Genomic DNA, 17,309 nt, shown 5'->3' on the forward strand with positions numbered 1-17,309 from the left:
CAGGTCCGGTCCGGGGAGGGGACTGCCGTGTCCGCAGAGTCCACGACGTATCTGGAGCTGTCGCAGGAAGGCGCCGGTGCGCACAAGTTCTACGAGGTGTCCGTCGACGGACTGGCGGTGACCGTGCGGTACGGCCGGATCGGCGCGGGCGGGCAGACGCAGACCTCGACGTTCGCATCCGCCGCGAAGGCGCGGAGCGCCGCCGCCAAGAAGATCGGTGAGAAGGTCCGCAAGGGCTACGCCCCGGCCGTCCCCGGGCAGCGCGCTCCGAGGACGGTGAGCAGGCGGCAGGTGACCTCGACTCCCTCCACGGCGCGTGCCGTCGCGCCGGTGCTGTGGCGGTTCCGCACGGGCTCCTCGGCGTTCGGCATCCACGTCGACGACGAGCGCTGCTGGGTCGGCAACCAGGCGGGCGACGTCTACACCCTGGACCACGAAGGCGGCGTCCTCGCCCGCTTCACCCTGCCGGACGGCGTGAAGTGCCTGGTGGCGGACGATTTCTGGATCTACGCGGGCTGCGACGACGGCAAGGTCTACGACCTCTCCTCGAAGCTGCCGTTCGCCGCGTACGACATCGCGGCCGACGTCGACATCTTCTGGCTCGACATCCACGAGGGTGTTCTGAACGTCTCGGACCGCGCCGGACGGCTCACCGTCATCGACCACGAGGACGAGCACCAGTGGGCGCGCGGCGGGCGGGGCGAGCACGCCTGGATGGTCCGCGCCGACGACCGGGCCGTCTACCACGGCCACCACCGGGGTGTCACCGCCTACGCCCCCGACGGCGGCGGCGAGTTGTGGCACACCCCGACGCGCGGCGGCGTGCTGTTCGGCTGGCAGGAGGACGACGCCGTGTACGCGGGCACCGCGCACCGCGTGGTCCAGCGGCTGGCGAAGGACAGCGGCGCGATCGAGGCGACGTACGCCTGCGACAGCGCGGTGTACGCGTGCGCCACCTCGCCCGGCGGGCGTTTCGTGTTCGCCGGTGACGCGTCGTCGTCGGTCTACTGCTTCGACCGGGACGGGACGCGTCTGTGGAAGCTCGGCACCGGAGGCGGCTCGGCGCTGTCGATGCAGTACCGCGACGGCCGGCTCTACCTGGTGACCACGGACGGCTCGCTGGTGTGCGTCGACGCGAGCGAGACGGCCGTCTCCGCAGCACAGCAGGGCACGGTCCCGGCGGCGCGGGACGTCAAGCTCGCCGCGGCGCTGCCGACGTACGCTCCGGCCACCGGTTCGGCGGCGGTCGCCACCCTGCCGCGGGCGCCCGCGGGCGCGATCGTCGTGGAGTGCGTCCAGGACGGCGGTCGCCTGCGGGTCCACGTGGTGTCCGGCGGCTACGACGCCTCGTGGAACGTCCAGTTCCCCCGCGCGATACGGGAGCCCGGCGTACGTTACGTCGTCGACGCCCTGCATCCGGCGGCCGGCGGCTTCTACCGGGTCCGCGGTGACATCCGCCGCCTGCTCTGAGACCGGTGCGGCAGGCGCGGGGGAAGGCGTCCGCTCGGCGGACTCGGCCGGCGAGGGAGCGGCACGGCCGGGCGGGGCCCGGACAGGCCGAGGGCCCGGACGCGTCGGGGGGAAACGACGCGTCCGGGCCCCCGGCCGCGGCGACGGTGGTGGCGCATCACCTGCCGGGGAGGAGGCGGTCCGCCGACCTCACGCCGCCTGCGGGAGAGGGCTCAGCAGGTCTTGCGGACGTAGCCGGGCGAGCCCGCCGGGGTGACGTTGTCGTCGCGCTGCACCACGCTCACGCGGTTGCCGTACTTGCACGCCTCCGCCATGCCGCCGTTGGTGTACTCGATGAAGATGACGTTGTCGCCGAAGGCCGAGACGTACTTCCCGCACTCCTTCCAGGCCCCGCAGTCCTCCGCGATGAGGAAGTCGAGCCCGTTCGCGGCACGGTTCGCCGCCAGCTCGACGGTGTTCTTCTGGCCTACGGCCAGGCCCTTCTGGTGCCCGTAGGAGGAGAGGATCCGGATGTACTCCTGGGCGTGGGACGCCGTGATCTTTCCGCCGACCACGTCGCGCGTGAACGTGTCGTAGTTGTCGAGCTCCAGGGCCTTGAAGCCCTTGGACGCGCAGGTGTCGATCTGGCCCTTGATCTTGTTGGCGATGCCCTGGCGCTTGGCCGAGGTGGTGATGTCGAGGATCGCCTCGTCCCACGCCGGGTCGATGACCGTGTTGCCGTTGCCGTCCTTCAGCAGCAGGTTCTGGTCCCAGTCCGCCGGGCCGTCCGTGTCGCCGATCCGCTGCGTCTGGAAGGCGTTGACATAACAGATGTTGTACAGGCCGGAGGCCGGTGCGGCCTTCCAGTCGCGGCTGACGACGCTCACGCCGGCGGGAGGCTTGTACGCCCCGCCGATCTGGTAGTCGAACCCGGCCTTGACCGGTGGCGGGGTGAACGCCGCCGCCTCGGCGCCGGCGGGAAGGGCCAGGGTGGTGGCGGCGACGCCCGCGAGGAGGGCCGCCGTGGTGCGGAATCGCTTCACAAGACTCATACGGTGAGCTCCGTGATGTGGGGGGTACGACCCCGCCTCGGCTCGGTTGACGGCCTGGCGACTCGGGCCGGGCTGCGCGGCGGGACCGCTTACCGGCTGGGCGTACCTCTTGCGCGAGGTGCTTCCGACCTCGGCGCTCCAGGGAGTAAACCGAGCGCCACTCGTCGCGTCAAGAGCTCGGTTGATGCTCGCAGTTATTCGTTTCCCGCATTCATCGAACAGATGCGAGCAAGGGGAGCGGGTTCGGCGCGCAGGGGGACCTGAAGCGGGAGCGAGACGCCGCACCTCGCCGTCGGCCTCACGGAGTTCTCACGGTCGGGAGCCCACACTGCGCGCATGACGCTCCTTTTCGGCAGCCCGCGTGCCCCGGCCCGCTCCGCACGACGGGCTGCCGCCTCCGGAGGCGGGCCGTACGAGCCGCGGCTCCGCCTCAGCGCTGCTGGGGCTGAACCGCGGTGACGGCCACTCCCGTGGCGGCGATCGCCTCGAGCGCGGGGCCGTCGGCGCCGGCGTCGGTGACCAGGTGCCGCAGCTCGCGGGTCGAGCAGATGCGCGCGAAGGTGGTGCGGCCGACCTTGGTGTGGTCGGCGACGACCACCACGCCCTCGCTGCCGGCGACGAAGGCCCGGTTGGTCGTCGCCTCCAACTGGTCGTGGGTCGTGCACCCGTGGGCCGCGCTGATGCCGTCGACCCCCAGCACCGTCACGTCGGTGTGGTAGTCGGCCAGCGCCCTCTCCGCACCCGGACCGACCAACTCGTAGGTCCTGCTGCGGGCGTGGCCCCCGATGACGACGAGTGACACGTCGGAGAAGGGCACCATCTCGGCGGCTATGTTCACCGCGTTGGTCACGATGGTGAGAGGGCCGCGCTCGGCGAGGAGGCGGGCCACCTCGGCGGTGGTGCTGCCGCCCGTCAGCCCCACGACCGCTCCCGAGGGGATCAGCCGCACCGCGGCCTCGGCGATCGCGCGCTTCTCCGCACGGGCACGGTCCACCCGGCGCAGCAGCGGCACTTCCATGCCGTCGTCGACCATCACCGCTCCGCCGTGGGTGCGCCGCAGTACCCGGCGGTCGTCGAGGAACTGCAGGTCGCGCCGGACCGTGGCCGCCGACACCTGGAGCAGGTCGGACAGTTCGACGACGTCCGCGCCGCCCTGTGACGTGATGTGCTTGATGATGCGCGTATGGCGCTCGGCCCTCAGCATCCGGCGATCGCCGTCGCCGCTCACGCCGGCCGAATTGGAGCCTTCTGGCGACACTGGACCCGCCCCTTCCTTGGCCTGCCCCGAAGGAAGCCCACCCAGGGCTTCGTCGGGCATCCGGACTCCCCGGCGCGAGCGACAACGTACCGGCTCCACGGCTCGTACGTGTTCGACTGCTGAGGGTCCCGGTCACCGAGTGACGCGATTGAGCCACCAGGGTCCGACAGGAAATGAGCAGTTTCAAGCACTTGACGCGACTGACTCTGCTCGGTTTACTCCGTTGCAAGCCGGGGTTGAGAACCCGGCACCAGAGATACACCCAGCCGGTAGACGCCGTTTCCCGTCGTGAGCCCGGACCAAGTCGCCAGGTCGAGCGTGAGTGACCGAGGCGGGGATGTATCCGCGCACGATGGAGCTCATTCCATGAGCCTGCAACGCGTTCACTCGGGAATCGTCCTGGTCGCCGTCACGAGCGTCGCCGCGGTGCTGATCGCCGGCTTCCGCACGTCACGCTCCGCCGCAGCCGTGCTCCCCGTCCGGCCCGGACCGGCCGGATCCGCGGGACGGGACGCAGCGGCGACCGCTCACGCACCGCACCCGGCGGCGGGCCCGGACCGTCGCGGCCGTCCCGAGGCCGTCACGGCCCCGCCGCCCCGGATCAGCGGCGTGGCACGCGGACCGGGACCCGCCGCACCGAGCACGCTCCCGTAACCCCGGGGTGACGGCGGCACCCGGGCGTCCCCCACCGGACACCCCACCGGACACCCCGCCGGCCCCGCCCCCGCAGCGCGGCCCCCTCGCCGTCGCCGCCTCCGCACCCGTGCGGCTGAGCTCATGAACTTCGGGCCCCGACCGGCCCGTCGCCTCACTCCCCGGGACACCGGTCCGGGACCCGACCCGACCGGGTCACCTCTCCTCGCCGCGCTGCCCGCCCGACGGGCCGGCGACGGCAGGCGCGCCGCACGGGGGCGGCGCCGTCCTCACCCCGTATCCGCACTTCTGGAGGCAGACATGAACGCAGTCGACCGCATGCCCGGCGCACCCACCCGCCGCGGGGTGCTGCGCGGCGGTGGAGCGATCGCCCTCACCGCCGCCGCCGGGGCGGCGCTGTCCGGGTGCGGCGCCGACGACGGGATGTCCGCCGACGGCACGGTCCGCGTCGACCTGTGGCACGGCCAGGCCGACTCGGCCCTCGCGGCGATCAAGAGACTGGTGGCGGACTTCGAGGCGACCCACCCCAAGATCCGGGTCGGCATGGGCGGCGGTGTGATCGCGGACGCCATGCTCCAGAAGGTGACCGCCGGACTCGCCTCCGACTCCGTCCCCGACATCGCCTACATCTTCGGCTCCGACCTCGCCAGCATCGCGCGGAGCCCCAAGCTGGTGGACCTGACGGACCACCTCCGCGACCGGGGCGACACCCCCTGGAAGCAGTACTGGCCCGCCGCGCGGGACGCCGTCACCGTCGACGGCAAGGTCCGGGCCGCACCCGCCCTGCTCGACTCCCTGGCCGTGGTCTGCAACAAGAAGGTCTTCGACGACGCCGGAGTGCCGCTGCCCGAGGACGGATGGAGCTGGCAGGAGTTCACCGACACCGCGAAGAAGCTGACCGACACCGGCAGCAGCACCTTCGGCACCGGCTGGCCGGGCGCCGGCGACGAGGACACCGTGTGGCGCATGTGGCCGCTGATCTGGGAACTCGGCGGCGACGTCATAGCCCCGCGGAAGCGTGAGATCGGTTTCGCCGGGGAACCGGGCGTGCGCGCCCTGGAGGTCGTCCGGACGCTGGTGGAGGACGAGAGCGTCTACGTCGACCCCAAGCCCGGCGGCGAGCAGATGTACCAGGTGTTCGCGTCCGGCCGGATGGGCATGGTCGTCACCGGACCGTGGCAGCTTCCCGACATCCGCCAGGCGAAGGTCGACTACCACGTCGTCCGGCTCCCCTCCTTCAAGGGCTCCTCGGTGACCATTTCCGGGCCCGACACCTGGGCCGTCTTCGACAACGGCCCGGCCCGGCTGAAGGCCGCCCGCACGCTCATCAGCTGGCTCATGGAGCCCGAGCAGAACGTGCTCTGGGACGTCGAGGCGGGCAGCCTCCCGCTGAGCCGGACCATGGAGAAGCAGCCGCAGTGGATCGAGCACACCGAGCAGGTGCCGGGCCTGGCGGTGTTCACCGCCGCGCTGGAGACGGCACGGGTACGGCCGGTCGACCCGTCCTACCCGCAGATATCGAAGGCCTTCGGCGAGGCGGTCATTTCCGTGCTGCTCGGCAGGAGCACCCCGGAGAACGCCCTCCGCGCGTGCGCCGACAAGGCCAACGCCGCCCTGGCCAAGTCACGTTGAGGAGCACCTGATGCCCAACCTGCCCAAACCCCTCACCGTGGCCGGCCCGCGCAAGGAACGCACTCCGCTGTCCCGCACGCGCCGCCGCGAGGCGTCGACCGCCTGGCTGTTCGTCTCCCCGGCCGTCCTGGTCATCCTCGGACTGAGCGTCGTCCCCCTCGTATGGTCGCTGCTCCTCTCCTTCCAGTCGGCCGACCTCGTCGCCCCCTCCACATGGATCGGACTCGACAACTACCGCCAGCTCTCGAACGATCCCGAGTTCACCCAGGCGGTCCGCAACACCCTCCTCTACACCGCCCTGTACGTCCCGCTGAGCATCGGCGTGGGCCTGGCGCTCGCGCTCGTGCTCAACCGCCGCATCCGCTTCGCCGGCCTGTACCGCACGCTCTTCTTCGTCCCCTTCGTCGTCTCCGCCACGGCCCAGGGCGTCCTCTTCTCCTTCATCCTCGACCCGCAGTTCGGGGCGGCCAACTCCGTCCTGCACCGCTTCGGCATCTCACCGCAGGGCTTCCTCTCCGACCCCGGCCAAGCACTCCTGACCCTTGTCGCCGTCTCCCTGTGGAGCGGCTCCGGATTCTGCGTGGTCATCTACCTCGCCGCACTGCAGGACGTACCGCAGGAGCTGATCGAAGCGGCCACCCTCGACGGTGCGGCGCGCAGGCACCAACTGCGCCACGTCACCCTGCCCACCATCGCGCCGGTGAGCGCCTTCCTCGTCCTGTGGCAGACCATCAACGCCCTTCAGGTGTTCGACCTCGTGTACGTGACCACCAAGGGCGGGCCGCTCGGATCCACCACCCTCATCGTCTACTTCATCTGGGAACAGGCATTCAAGAACTTCACCGCCGGATACGGGGCCGCGGCGGCCTACGTCCTGGCCGTCGGCCTCTTCGCGATCGGCGGGGTGCTCCGACTGTTCCGCCGCCGTGCCGTCCGCCGCCTCGAAGGAGCCACGACATGACCGTTCGCGCGCCGGGCCGGCCGGCTCCGGACCCCACGGTGACGAAGACCCCGCAGGCCGCCCCGACGCCGCCCGCGACCAACCGGCCGCGCCGCCCGCTGCTGCCGTTCAGCCCGTGGCACCTGCTGCTGGCCCCGCTCGCCCTGCTGTTCGCGGCGCCCCTGATCTGGCTCGTACTCAGCTCGGTCATGACCAACGCCGAGATCAACCGGTTCCCACCCGCCCTGTGGCCCTCCGGAATCGACCTGGGCGGATACGAATTCGTCATCGGCAACGCCATGTTCCCGCGATGGTTCATGAACTCCACCATCGTCTCCGCCGTCGCGGTCGCCTCCAACCTGGTCTTCGGATCGCTCGGCGGCTACGCCTTCGCCCGGATGCGGTTCGGCGGATCGCGGGCCCTGCTCGTCCTCATGCTGGCGACGATGGTCATCCCCTTCCAGCTGACGATGATCCCCACCTTCATCGTGATGAAGGAACTCGGCCTCATCGACTCGCTCGGCGCGCTCATCGTGCCCTCGCTCGTCACACCCTTCGCCGTCTTCCTCCTGCGGCAGTTCTTCCTCTCCCTGCCGAGGGAGCTGGAGGAGGCGGCGTGGATCGACGGCTGCGGCCGGCTGCGGGTCCTGCTCCGCGTGGTCCTGCCGCTGTCACGGCCGGCGCTCAGCACCGTCGCCGTGCTGACGTTCCTCACCACCTGGAACGACCTCTCCTGGCCGCTGATCGCGATCCACCAGGAGGCGGGCTACACACTGCAGTTGGGCCTGACCACCTTCCAGGGGCAGCACCACATCCAGTGGTCGGCCGTCATGGCCGGCAACGTCCTCACCGTGCTCCCCGTGCTCCTGGCGTTCCTCGCCGCCCAGAAGACCTTCATCCGGTCCATCACCTCCAGCGGGCTCAAGGGCTGAAGCCCGCCGCCGTCCCGTCCCGCTCACTCTCAGAAAGCCCTGCCATGCCCACCTTCGACCTGCTCGTCGTCGGGGACGCCAACCCCGATGTCATCGTCGGTCCACTCACCGGACCACTCGCCTTCGGACAACGTGAACAGCTCGTCGGAAGCGGCGCGCTGACCCTCGGGGGATCCGCGGCGATCACCGCCTGCGGAGCCGCCGGACTCGGGCTGAACGTCGCCTTCGCGGGTCGCGTCGGCAACGACGACGCAGGTCGCTACGTCCGCGAGCGCCTGCGCGAACGAGGCGTCGACGTCACCGCCCTGCGCCTCGACGACACCCTGCCCACCCCGCTCACCGCCGTCGTCACCCGGGGCGCGGACCGGGCCATCCTCACCGCCCCCGGCACCCTCGCGGCCACCACCGGCCAGGACGTCCCGCACAGCCTGCTGGCCTCCGCCCGCCACGTCCACTTCGCCTCCTTCTTCCTCATGCCCCGGCTCGCCGCCGATCTGCCCGCACTCCTCGACGCCGCCGCCGCGGCCGGGGCGACCACGTCGCTCGACACCAACGACGACCCGTCCGACCGGTGGGACCGCGCGCTGCTGGAACCCGTACTGGAGCGGATCGACGTCCTCCTGCCCAACGCCTACGAGGCCGGCCGGCTGGCCGGCCCCGAAGCGGGCCGATCCGTCGAGCAGGCCGCTGCGCTCCTCGCCGCGCGGGGAACCCTCGTCGCGGTCAAGAACGGCGCGGACGGAGCCGTGGGCCACGACGGCAGCTCCCTGTTCACCGCCGACGCCCTGCACGTGACGGTGCGGGACACCGTCGGCGCCGGCGACAGCTTCAACGCCGGCTTCATCGCGGCCCGGCTCGCCGGCCGCACCTTCCAGCAGGCACTGGAGACAGCAGCCGTGTGCGGCGCCCTGTCCACCAGGGCCGGCGGCGGCACCGACGCCCAGCCCACCTGGGACGAGGCGCTCGCCCATCTCACCCGAATCGGAGCCAGCCCATCATGACCCGAACCAAGATCGCTTTCATCGGCGCCGGAAGCGTCGTCTTCACCCAGGGGCTGCTCGCCGACCTCTTCGCCTTCCCGGAACTCGGCTCGGCCCACATCGCCCTGCACGACATCGACGACGAACGCCTCGCCACCGCGCAGGCAGCCGCCGCGTACATCGCCGACCGGCTCGGGGCCGCCCCGCACATCACCGCGCACGCGGAGCGCCGCGAAGCCCTCACCGGCGCGGACTTCGTCATCAACATCGTGCAGATCGGCATGGGCGAGGCGACCCGCACCGACTTCGAGGTGCCCGCCCGCCACGGCGTACGGCAGACCATCGGCGACACCCTGGGCATCGGCGGCATCTTCCGCGCGCTGCGCACCTTCCCGTTCCTCAAGGAACTCGGCGCCGACATGGCCGCCGAATGCCCCGACGCGTGGCTGCTGAACTACACCAACCCCATGGCCATGAACACCCAGTACCTGCGCCAGGCGACGGGGCTGACCCGGGTCGTCGGACTGTGCCACTCGGTCCACTGGACCATGCACGACCTCTGCGAACTCGTCGGCGTGCCCTTCGAGGAGGTCACCTACCGCGCCGCCGGAGTCAACCACCAGGCATGGGTGCTCCAGTTCGAGCACCAGGGCGAGAACCTCTACCCGCGCCTGGACGCCCTGATCGCCGACGACGCACAACTGCGGCGCCGGGTCCGCGTCGACATGTACCGCAGGCTCGGCTACTACCCGACGGAGACCAGCGAGCACTCCTCCGAGTACGTCCCCTGGTACCTGGGCCACGCGAGCGAGGTCGAGCGGCTGCGGCTCCCGATCGGCTCGTACCTGGACATCGTCGACGAGAACGTCGCCGAGTACGAGAGGACGCGCGCCGCGCTCGCCGCGGGCGGCCCGGTGGAGGTCGAGGGCACGATGGAGTACGCCCCGCAGATCATCCACAGCATCGTCACCGGCACCCCCAGGACCGTCTACGGCAACGTCGCCAACAACGGACTGATCGAGAACCTGCCCTTCACCGGCACGGTCGAAGTGCCCTGCCTGGTCGACGGATCCGGCGTGCAGCCGACGCGCATCGGGAACATCCCCCCGCAACTCGCCGCACTCAACCGCACCTACCTGAGCATGAACGACCTCGTGGTGCGCGCCGCTCTGGAGGACGAGCCGCGCCACATCCGGCACGCGGCCATGACGGACGCCGCCACCGCGGCCACGCTGCGCGTCGAACAGATCTGGGAGCTCTGCGACGACATGGTGCGGGCCCACGGCACCCGCCTGCAGCCCGGCCTGCGCGCCACCCTCAGCACCTGAGCCACCCATCCCAGCCACGGAGAACCATGTCCCACACCCGTACCGAAATCGAGTCCCAGCCCGCCATCTGGCAGCGGGTTCTGGACGAACTGCCCGCCCACGCGGCGTCGTTGCCCGCAGCCGGCGAACGCGTCGCCGTCATCGGCTGCGGCACCTCGCTCTTCATGGGCCAGGCGTACGCCAGGCTCCGCGAGAACGCCGGGCACGGCGTCACCGACGTCTACGCGGCCTCCGAGGCCAGGCTCGGCCGACGCTACGACCGCATCCTCGCCCTCACCCGGTCGGGCACCACCACCGAGATCGTCGAAGCGCTGGGCCGGGCCGGCAGCGCGGCCATCACCACCATCACCGCGGTCGGGGACTCCCCGGCCGCAGCCGCCTCGCACGCCGTCATCCGCCTCGACTACGCGGACGAGCGGTCCGTGGTGCAGACCCGCTTCCCCACCGCCGAACTCCTCCTGCTGCGCGCACATCTCGGACTCCCCGTGGCCCAGGCGCTCACCGACGTGACGAAGGCGCTGACGGTCCCCCTGCCCGCCGCCCTGCTCGAAGCCGAGCAGATCACCTTCCTCGGCTCGGACTGGAGCGTGGGCGTGGCCCACGAAGCCGCGCTCAAGGTGCGCGAGGCAGCCGGTCACTGGACCGAGTCCTACGCGGCGATGGAGTACCGGCACGGCCCCATCGCGGTCGCCGGCGAAGGCCGGGCGGTATGGAGCCTGGCCCCCCTGGACGCCTCGCTCGCCGACCAGATCGCGGCCACCGGAGCCCACCTTCGCCTGCCGGAACTGGACCCGCTGGCCGAACTGGTCGTCGTCCAGCGCCTGGCCCTAGCCCTCGCCGATAAGGCGGGCCGCGACCCGGACCGCCCGGAACACCTGAAGCGCTCGGTGATCCTCAGCCCGACCGGCTGACCAGGGCTGCCGTGCCGGCCGGACCGGACACCCAGGAGCCCGGTCCGACCGACACGGCGCCCTCGGGCACTGTCCCGCACGCCGGGGGCGGTAGCCGATCCCCATCCCGCAGCGCCAGGCCGTACGGAAAGGCGTCGTCACGACGGGCGACGCCTCCTACACGGACTGATCGCGCCGGGCGCTCTGCGCCCAGGGATGGCGGTCCACCAGGTGGACGAAGTGAACGACGTAGCGCTTGATCCTGTACCTCATCGTGTTCTCCAGCTCCGAAGGGCGGTCCGCCCCGGGTTCTCGGTACGCGGTCCCCTTGCCGTGACCGGCGGCACCCTCGCCGGAAGCCGCCCGGTGAGGGTGCCGCCACGCGGCCAGTCACCAGAGACCGCAGGCCGCCCCGGCACATCGCCATTCGCGGCCATTCGCGGGTCCAGCCTCGTCACCAGGATGATTCCGGACGAACGCCGCAGCAACCGCAAGGCGGCGGTCTCAGCGCCCGGAGGCAGGCCGGGGCGAGAGTCGGGGCGTGAGGCGCGCGTACGGAGGAAGTTCCGCAAGAGGGAGGGACACAGCCCTGACCGGCATCGGCGCATCAGCGCCGGGGAAACGGGAGAGCGAAGACTGTGCTGGTCGGGTCTACTCTCGGACTGGTTACCGTCGGCTTTTCGGGCCGAGCGAGCGGTTGCCTCCCAGCCGTGCACGTTCGTCATGTCACGGACCGTCCGGCGCTCTCCGCACCGGGCACCCTCTTGCTGTCTGGTTCCAGCAAACCAGTCCCACCGCGGAGACGGGCCAGGAACCATCCCTAGGTCTGTGGACCGCGGGCATCCCCCAGGTCGTTTCGGGTTCGGCGCTTCTTCGTGACGTCCTACCCCTTGCCTATCGGAGCATCGCACTCCGATACTCCTGTCGGAGCACAGCGCTCCGACAGGAGGTCCTGATGGAAACCACGTCCCTGCTGGCCTTGTCCGCACCGGCCTTCGTATTGCTGATCATTCTGGAGATCGTCTACTACCGGCTTCACCCCGACGAGAACGCCAGCGGTTACGGAATCCGCGACACGGCGACGAGCCTCACCGTGGGCGCGGGCGCGGGCGTCGTGGACATCCTGTACAAGGCGATCGCCCTCGCCGTCTTCATGGGCCTGTACGAGCTGACGCCCCTGCGCATCGAGGTCACCTGGGTGACCTTTCCCCTGATCCTGCTGGCTCAGGACTTCTGCTACTACTGGATGCACCGCGAGCACCACCTCGTACGCGTGCTGTGGGCCAGTCACGTGGTGCACCACTCCAGCGTCAACTACAACTTGGCCACCGCGGTCCGACAGCCCTGGACGGGTCTCACCTCGCAGATCTTCTACATCCCGCTCGCCCTGGCCGGCGTACCGCCCTGGGCGATCCTTCTCTGCGGCGGAATCAACATGCTGACCCAGTTCTGGCTGCACACCGACCGCATCGGCAAGCTGCCGCGCTTCGTCGAAGGGGTCATCAACACTCCCTCCAACCATCGCGTGCACCATGCCTCGCAAGGCGGCTACCTGGATCGGAACTTCGGCGGAATCCTCATGGTCTGGGACCGCGTCTTCGGGACGTGGGCCGAGGAGACGGAACGCCCCGTGTACGGGCTCACCAAGAACATCGACACCTACAACCCGCTGCGCGTCGTCTCCCACGAATACGCCGCCATCGGGCGTGACCTGGCCCGAGCGACACGGTGGCAGGACCGGGTCCGTCATCTCGTGGGCCGACCCGGCTGGCAGCCGGAGCACGCGGCGAGCGCCCGGCTCGCCCTTCTGGACCCCGGACCCGCCGCCCCGCAGAGCGTGCTCTCCGCCGCTTGCTGCTCAGGCTCGACCACCGGCACTCCGTGCGCCTGCGAGCCGACTGCCAACGAAGCGGGTCGATGAGAGGGCGGCGGACGACCAAGCCCGCGCAAGGCGGTGTCGTGTCCGCACAGGGTGACGTTGCCTCGCGGTCGTGGGAGCTGAGCGAGTCCGTCGTCGTCGAAGCCCCGCCCGACCAGGTGTACGCGGCGATCAGTGACGTACGCCGCATGCGGGAGTGGAGCCCCGAGTGCGTCGGGGTCCTGGTCTACCGGGGGAGGAAGGGGCCGCGCCCTTCCTTCATCGGATTCAACCGCAACGGGGCCCGACGCTGGTTCACCTTCTGCCGGGTGACCGTCTCGGACGCCCCCGGGGAGTTCGCCTTCCGTGTCTCGGTCGCCGGGCTGCCCATCGCCACCTGGGGGTTCCGTCTGACCCCGGCACGGTCGGACCCCGCCGGAGCCGACTCAGAATCCACGCACGTCACTCAGTACTGGCGCGATCTTCGCCGAGGCGGTCGTGGACGGGCCGCCGACCTTCTGGGTGCCGCGATCGCCGGTACGTCACCGCAGGAGCGGGTACGCGCGAACCGATCAGGCATGATCACGACGCTCGGCCGCCTGAAGCGTTCACTGGAAGCCGTGCCGGAGGCGGAATGACGGCATCGGCGCCCGGCCCGGCCGCCGGGCGCCTCATGGCCACTCCCATGGGCCCGGCCGGACCGGTGCTCGCTCAGACCGCGGCCGACGTGATGATGCCGCCGCTCACTCGGTAGCCCAGTCCCAGTCGACGTACGCCGCTGCGCCGGTTCGGCGGGCCTCGGCCACGGCGTTCAGGCGGGTGAGATCCTCGGGCGGCATCAGTGCCTCCCATTCGGTCAGCGGCAGGACGCGCACCTCGTCGTGTTCGTCCGGGCGCAGGACGATACCGCGGATCTGCGCCGCGGTGAGGCGGCCACCGTCGAAGACGCAGCCGAGCGTGCTGTACGGCCACCCGCCGCCGGGCAACCCGTAGACGGCGGCCAGGAGTCGGGGCGGCCCGACCGGCGTGAGGCCGGTCTCCTCCTGGCACTCGCGTACGGCCGTCTCCCAGGGCCGCTCGCCGGGGTCCATGGTCCCGCCCACCAGTTGCCAGGGGTGCGCGGGGGAGTAGACGGAGTGCAGTTGCAGCGGGCGGTCGTCCTCGTCGGTGAAGTAGACGCACGCCCAGGCCGTGGCCTTGAGGACCGTCTCGGCGTAGTGCTCGGTTCGGGCGGAGCTGCTTCGCTGCCCGCACGGGGCGGACGGCTCTTCGAGGCGCGTCATCCGCATCGACTCCGCACTGCCCGTGAAGCCGAACTCCCGGTAGAGCGGCGCTGCTTCGGCGCCGGCGTGGACCTCGTACAGCGTGACGTGCTCGACCCGGGAGAGATGGTCGAGCAGTGCGGAGACCACCGCGCGGGCATAACCGCGGCGTCGGACGGCCGGATGGGTGGCGACGACGTGCACACGAGCGGCGAGGCCCCGGGGGTAGGTCGGCGCGGGCAGCACGGGCTGGATCAGCGCGAGGGCGCAGGCGGCCAGCTCGCCGTCCGGCGCGTCGATGACGAAGGCCCGCGCGTCTCCCGCCGGGGTCAACCGGGGCGCGAGCTCGATGGCGCACTGCTGGATCCACGGGTCGGTCATGGGCGCGGAGAGGACGTGTTCGGAGCGCAGTCGTGTGATGCCTTCGGCATCGGCCGACGTGGCCGCGCGGACCGTCGGACGTCCGGTGTCGATCTTCGGGCCCACTGCGGCGATGGTTGCCGTGTCGCGGGTCATCAGGCTTCTCCTGTCTGCGAGGTGCGAGGTGCGAGGTGCGAGGTGCGGGGTGCGAGGCGGATGACGGCGGGGGCGCGGTGGTCAGGTGACCGTCTCCGAGCCCCCCGCACGGGTCTGGTAGCCGGCGGCCTGGAGGCGGAACATCACGGCGTACGCTCCGCCGAGCGCCATCAGCTCCTCGTGGGAGCCGGACTCGGTGATGCGGCCGTCGTCGAAGACGTAGATGGTGTCGCAGTCCACGACGCTGGCGAGCCGGTGGGAGATCAGCACCGTGATCTGGTCCTCGCGCAGGCGTCCGCGCAGCACGGCTTCGTACACGGCGTGTTCGGAGGGCGGGTCCATGCTCGCGGTCGGCTCGTCGAGGAGCAGCAGCGGTGCGTTCTTGTACAGGCCGCGGGCCACCGCCACCTTCGCCCACTGCCCGCCGGACAGTTCCTGACCGCCCTTGAAACGCTTGGACAGCAGCGTCTCCCATCCGTTGGGCAGCGACGCGACGACGCCGTCGGCGCCCGAAGCCCGCGCCGCGGCCAGGACGCGTTCGGGGTCGGCCCGGGTGAGCGTGCCGGTGGCGGCGGTGATGTTCGACAGGGCGCTGAACGGGAAGCGCACGGGTTCCTGGAGCACGCAGGCGACCTGCCGGTGCAGCGACTGGGCGTCCATCTCGCACACGTCGACGCCGTCCCAGCGCACACTGCCCCGCTGCGGCTCGTACAGACCGGCCAACAGCTTGGCGCACGTCGACTTGCCGGAGCCGTTCAGGCCGACGAAGGCGATCTTCTGCCCGGCCGTCAAGCACATGCTGACGCCGTCGAGCGCAGGTGCGTCCCTGCCGGGGTAGGTGAAGCGGACGTCGTCCACCGTGATCGTCCGCACGGTCGAGGGGGCCTCCGGTCCGGCCCGGCCGGGGAGGAGCCGGCGGCTCCGTTCCTGGACCGCCAGGAGATCGGACACCCACAGGGCGTGCTCGTACACGAGGTGCGCGACCTCGACGAGCCGGGTGAGCGCGGCCTGTCCGGACTGGATGGCGAGGACCGCACCCGCGCCCGCGGCGAGCGGAAGCCATCCGGCGATCAGCATCCCGGCCAGCGCGGCATAGGTGACGCCGGTGCCGAGGCCGCCGACGGCACGGCCCGCCAGGTGGAGCAGCGCCGCCTGCACGCCCAGCCGGGTGTCCTCATCGGCGATTTTGAGAGTCAAGCGCCGGTGTTCGTCGAGCAAGGCTCCCTGGACGGTGTCGGAGCGCAGTTCCGCGGCGGCGTCGACGTCGAGCAGCAGCCACGAGAAGACCCGTACGCGGCGCTGCAACGCGTTCCACCGCTTGAAGGACGCGAACCGCGCCCGGGCGCTGCGGACGGCCGCGAGACCGACGGGCAGCACGGACAGCAGGAGCAGGGGCAGGAGGGCCGGATGGAGGACGCCGAGCACACCGGCCGTTCCGGCGAGCGCGAGCACGGCGGAGGCCAGGGAGACGACCTGGCCGACGATCTGCCGAGCGTAGAACAGCCCGCGGTCGTTGGCGCGGTGGACTTCGTCGTGCCAGTCGGCGTCCTCGACCGCTTCCAGTCGTACGTGCGCGGTCAGATGGAGGAAGTCGCACTCCAGGGCAGTGCGGATCTTCGGTGTGACGCGGGCCTGGGCGACCGCGACACCGGACTCCAGGAGGGCCCGTGCGCCCAGGAGGCCCACAAGGAGCAGGAGTTGCGGGAGAGCGGCGCGCACCCGGTCGGGAGTGGGGCCCTGCGCGAACAGATGCTGGAGCACGGCGACTCCGGCGATCAGACCGAGGGCGCTCATCGCGGCGGAGGCCAGCTGGAACACGATGACGCACAGAGTCGCGCGGCGATCGGCCCGCCACGCGAGCCGCCCGATCAGGGCGGTGATCCGGGGGAGTCGGCCGAGGACCTGGCCGACGGTGGCACTGGCGGCGGCCCCGTCGTGCAGCGACCAGTAGGCCTCTTCCAGCTCGTCGGTCAGGTTGTCGTCCTGAGGCCCCGCGGTCACGAAGGAGGGCGGTGGCGGCAGCGGGGCGGTCCGCGGACCCGGAACGGCGCCTGCGGACGTGGTACCCGTGGACGTGGCTCCAGCGGTGGAGGCGTCGGCGGCTTCACTCATGCCGTACGCCAGCTGTCCGCCGGCGCGGAGCCGCAGCCGTTGCCGCAGCCGTCGAGATCGGCGCGGTACGTCGTCGCGCAGGGCCTCCGTTCGAATGCGGGCGGCCGGTGAGCGGGGGGAGAGGCGGAATGCACGGCGTCCTCCATCCGAGCGGCGTTCTGGCACTGGTGCTCTAAAAAACGCGTCGGATGGGGTCGCGTAACGGCCTGCCGGAGGGCCAATCGGTGAACGGGTGTTCTGTGGTGCGGGTTCGCCGTGCGGGCGCTGGACGGCGCCGCTCCAAACTCGTTCGATCGGGTTGGCCGAGGACGCGGAGTCCCGGCGTTCACGCGCCCGCGTGCGCGGGGCACGCGCCGGGGCGGTCCGACCGGGCGTCGGATCAGCGGTCGGACCACGGCAGCCCCAGGGCCGCATAAGCGGTTCATCCTCTTGAGGGCCGTAACTAT

At 71.2% G+C, this 17,309-nt stretch carries 14 protein-coding genes; 10 read left to right on the forward strand and 4 right to left on the reverse strand.

Going from position 1 to position 17,309, the window contains the following annotated elements; translation table 11 throughout:
- Nucleotides 1–27 precede the first annotated feature (27 nt).
- Nucleotides 28–1,470, forward strand: coding sequence for a WGR domain-containing protein (locus tag EES43_RS29870; protein ID WP_124271668.1), 1,443 nt, complete (start codon nucleotides 28–30; stop codon nucleotides 1,468–1,470).
- 212 nt (nucleotides 1,471–1,682) lie between these two features.
- On the opposite strand, the gene EES43_RS29875 is transcribed toward EES43_RS29870, so the two are convergent.
- Both EES43_RS29875 and EES43_RS29880 read right to left on the reverse strand, forming a co-directional pair.
- Nucleotides 1,683–2,501: an endo alpha-1,4 polygalactosaminidase gene (locus EES43_RS29875; protein ID WP_124271669.1), complete on the reverse strand. Its 819-nt coding sequence runs from the start codon at nucleotides 2,499–2,501 to the stop codon at nucleotides 1,683–1,685.
- Between the two features lie 430 nt (nucleotides 2,502–2,931).
- Entirely contained in the window at nucleotides 2,932–3,729 is a 798-nt protein-coding gene (locus EES43_RS29880) for a DeoR/GlpR family DNA-binding transcription regulator (RefSeq protein ID WP_241192585.1), read from the reverse strand.
- 396 nt (nucleotides 3,730–4,125) lie between these two features.
- Here EES43_RS29880 and EES43_RS29885 point away from each other — a divergent pair, with 396 nt between their 5' ends.
- From EES43_RS29885 to EES43_RS29925, 9 genes are all read left to right on the forward strand, one after another.
- Nucleotides 4,126–4,413, forward strand: coding sequence for a hypothetical protein (locus EES43_RS29885; RefSeq protein ID WP_124271670.1), 288 nt, complete (start codon nucleotides 4,126–4,128; stop codon nucleotides 4,411–4,413).
- A gap of 300 nt (nucleotides 4,414–4,713) precedes the next feature.
- Nucleotides 4,714–6,045: an ABC transporter substrate-binding protein gene (locus tag EES43_RS29890; RefSeq protein WP_124271671.1), complete on the forward strand. Its 1,332-nt coding sequence runs from the start codon at nucleotides 4,714–4,716 to the stop codon at nucleotides 6,043–6,045.
- Between the two features lie 10 nt (nucleotides 6,046–6,055).
- Complete coding sequence (locus EES43_RS29895) at nucleotides 6,056–7,006, forward strand: carbohydrate ABC transporter permease (protein ID WP_124271672.1); 951 nt, start codon at nucleotides 6,056–6,058, stop codon at nucleotides 7,004–7,006.
- A complete protein-coding gene (locus EES43_RS29900; RefSeq protein ID WP_124271673.1) occupies nucleotides 7,003–7,917 on the forward strand; it encodes a carbohydrate ABC transporter permease in 915 nt (304 codons plus the stop codon). The genes EES43_RS29895 and EES43_RS29900 overlap by 4 nt, the downstream gene beginning before the upstream one ends.
- A gap of 44 nt (nucleotides 7,918–7,961) precedes the next feature.
- Nucleotides 7,962–8,918 (forward strand): carbohydrate kinase family protein, encoded by a 957-nt coding sequence (locus EES43_RS29905; RefSeq protein WP_124271674.1) that lies wholly within the window; start codon nucleotides 7,962–7,964, stop codon nucleotides 8,916–8,918.
- Nucleotides 8,915–10,225 (forward strand): alpha-glucosidase/alpha-galactosidase, encoded by a 1,311-nt coding sequence (locus tag EES43_RS29910; protein WP_124271675.1) that lies wholly within the window; start codon nucleotides 8,915–8,917, stop codon nucleotides 10,223–10,225. The genes EES43_RS29905 and EES43_RS29910 overlap by 4 nt, the downstream gene beginning before the upstream one ends.
- A 26-nt stretch (nucleotides 10,226–10,251) precedes the next feature.
- Nucleotides 10,252–11,136: an SIS domain-containing protein gene (locus tag EES43_RS29915; protein ID WP_124271676.1), complete on the forward strand. Its 885-nt coding sequence runs from the start codon at nucleotides 10,252–10,254 to the stop codon at nucleotides 11,134–11,136.
- A 934-nt stretch (nucleotides 11,137–12,070) separates the two neighbouring features.
- The gene (locus tag EES43_RS29920; protein WP_124271677.1) at nucleotides 12,071–13,036 is read left to right on the forward strand and encodes a sterol desaturase family protein; all 966 of its coding nucleotides are present in this window, start codon (nucleotides 12,071–12,073) and stop codon (nucleotides 13,034–13,036) included.
- 38 nt (nucleotides 13,037–13,074) lie between these two features.
- The gene (locus EES43_RS29925; RefSeq protein WP_241192586.1) at nucleotides 13,075–13,611 is read left to right on the forward strand and encodes an SRPBCC family protein; all 537 of its coding nucleotides are present in this window, start codon (nucleotides 13,075–13,077) and stop codon (nucleotides 13,609–13,611) included.
- Nucleotides 13,612–13,716: 105 nt separating this feature from the next.
- On the opposite strand, the gene EES43_RS29930 is transcribed toward EES43_RS29925, so the two are convergent.
- A complete protein-coding gene (locus EES43_RS29930; protein WP_124271679.1) occupies nucleotides 13,717–14,751 on the reverse strand; it encodes a bifunctional GNAT family N-acetyltransferase/NUDIX hydrolase in 1,035 nt (344 codons plus the stop codon).
- 81 nt (nucleotides 14,752–14,832) lie between these two features.
- Nucleotides 14,833–16,752 carry an ABC transporter ATP-binding protein gene (locus tag EES43_RS29935; protein ID WP_241192587.1) on the reverse strand — a complete coding sequence of 640 codons (1,920 nt, stop codon included), beginning with the start codon at nucleotides 16,750–16,752 and terminating at the stop codon, nucleotides 14,833–14,835.
- Nucleotides 16,753–17,309: the final 557 nt, after the last annotated feature.

Source organism: Streptomyces sp. ADI96-02, assembly GCF_003846185.1.
In the GTDB taxonomy this organism is placed as follows: Bacteria; Actinomycetota; Actinomycetes; order Streptomycetales; family Streptomycetaceae; genus Streptomyces.

Coding starts and splice junctions, on each gene's coding strand:
- EES43_RS29905 (WP_124271674.1), top strand. CDS start 7,962: ATGCCCACCTTCGACCTGCTCGTCGTCGGGGACGCCAACCCCGATGTC.
- EES43_RS29910 (WP_124271675.1), top strand. CDS start 8,915: ATGACCCGAACCAAGATCGCTTTCATCGGCGCCGGAAGCGTCGTCTTC.
- EES43_RS29900 (WP_124271673.1), top strand. CDS start 7,003: ATGACCGTTCGCGCGCCGGGCCGGCCGGCTCCGGACCCCACGGTGACG.
- EES43_RS29930 (WP_124271679.1), bottom strand. CDS start 14,751: ATGACCCGCGACACGGCAACCATCGCCGCAGTGGGCCCGAAGATCGAC.
- EES43_RS29875 (WP_124271669.1), bottom strand. CDS start 2,501: ATGAGTCTTGTGAAGCGATTCCGCACCACGGCGGCCCTCCTCGCGGGC.
- EES43_RS29885 (WP_124271670.1), top strand. CDS start 4,126: ATGAGCCTGCAACGCGTTCACTCGGGAATCGTCCTGGTCGCCGTCACG.
- EES43_RS29890 (WP_124271671.1), top strand. CDS start 4,714: ATGAACGCAGTCGACCGCATGCCCGGCGCACCCACCCGCCGCGGGGTG.
- EES43_RS29915 (WP_124271676.1), top strand. CDS start 10,252: ATGTCCCACACCCGTACCGAAATCGAGTCCCAGCCCGCCATCTGGCAG.
- EES43_RS29920 (WP_124271677.1), top strand. CDS start 12,071: ATGGAAACCACGTCCCTGCTGGCCTTGTCCGCACCGGCCTTCGTATTG.
- EES43_RS29895 (WP_124271672.1), top strand. CDS start 6,056: ATGCCCAACCTGCCCAAACCCCTCACCGTGGCCGGCCCGCGCAAGGAA.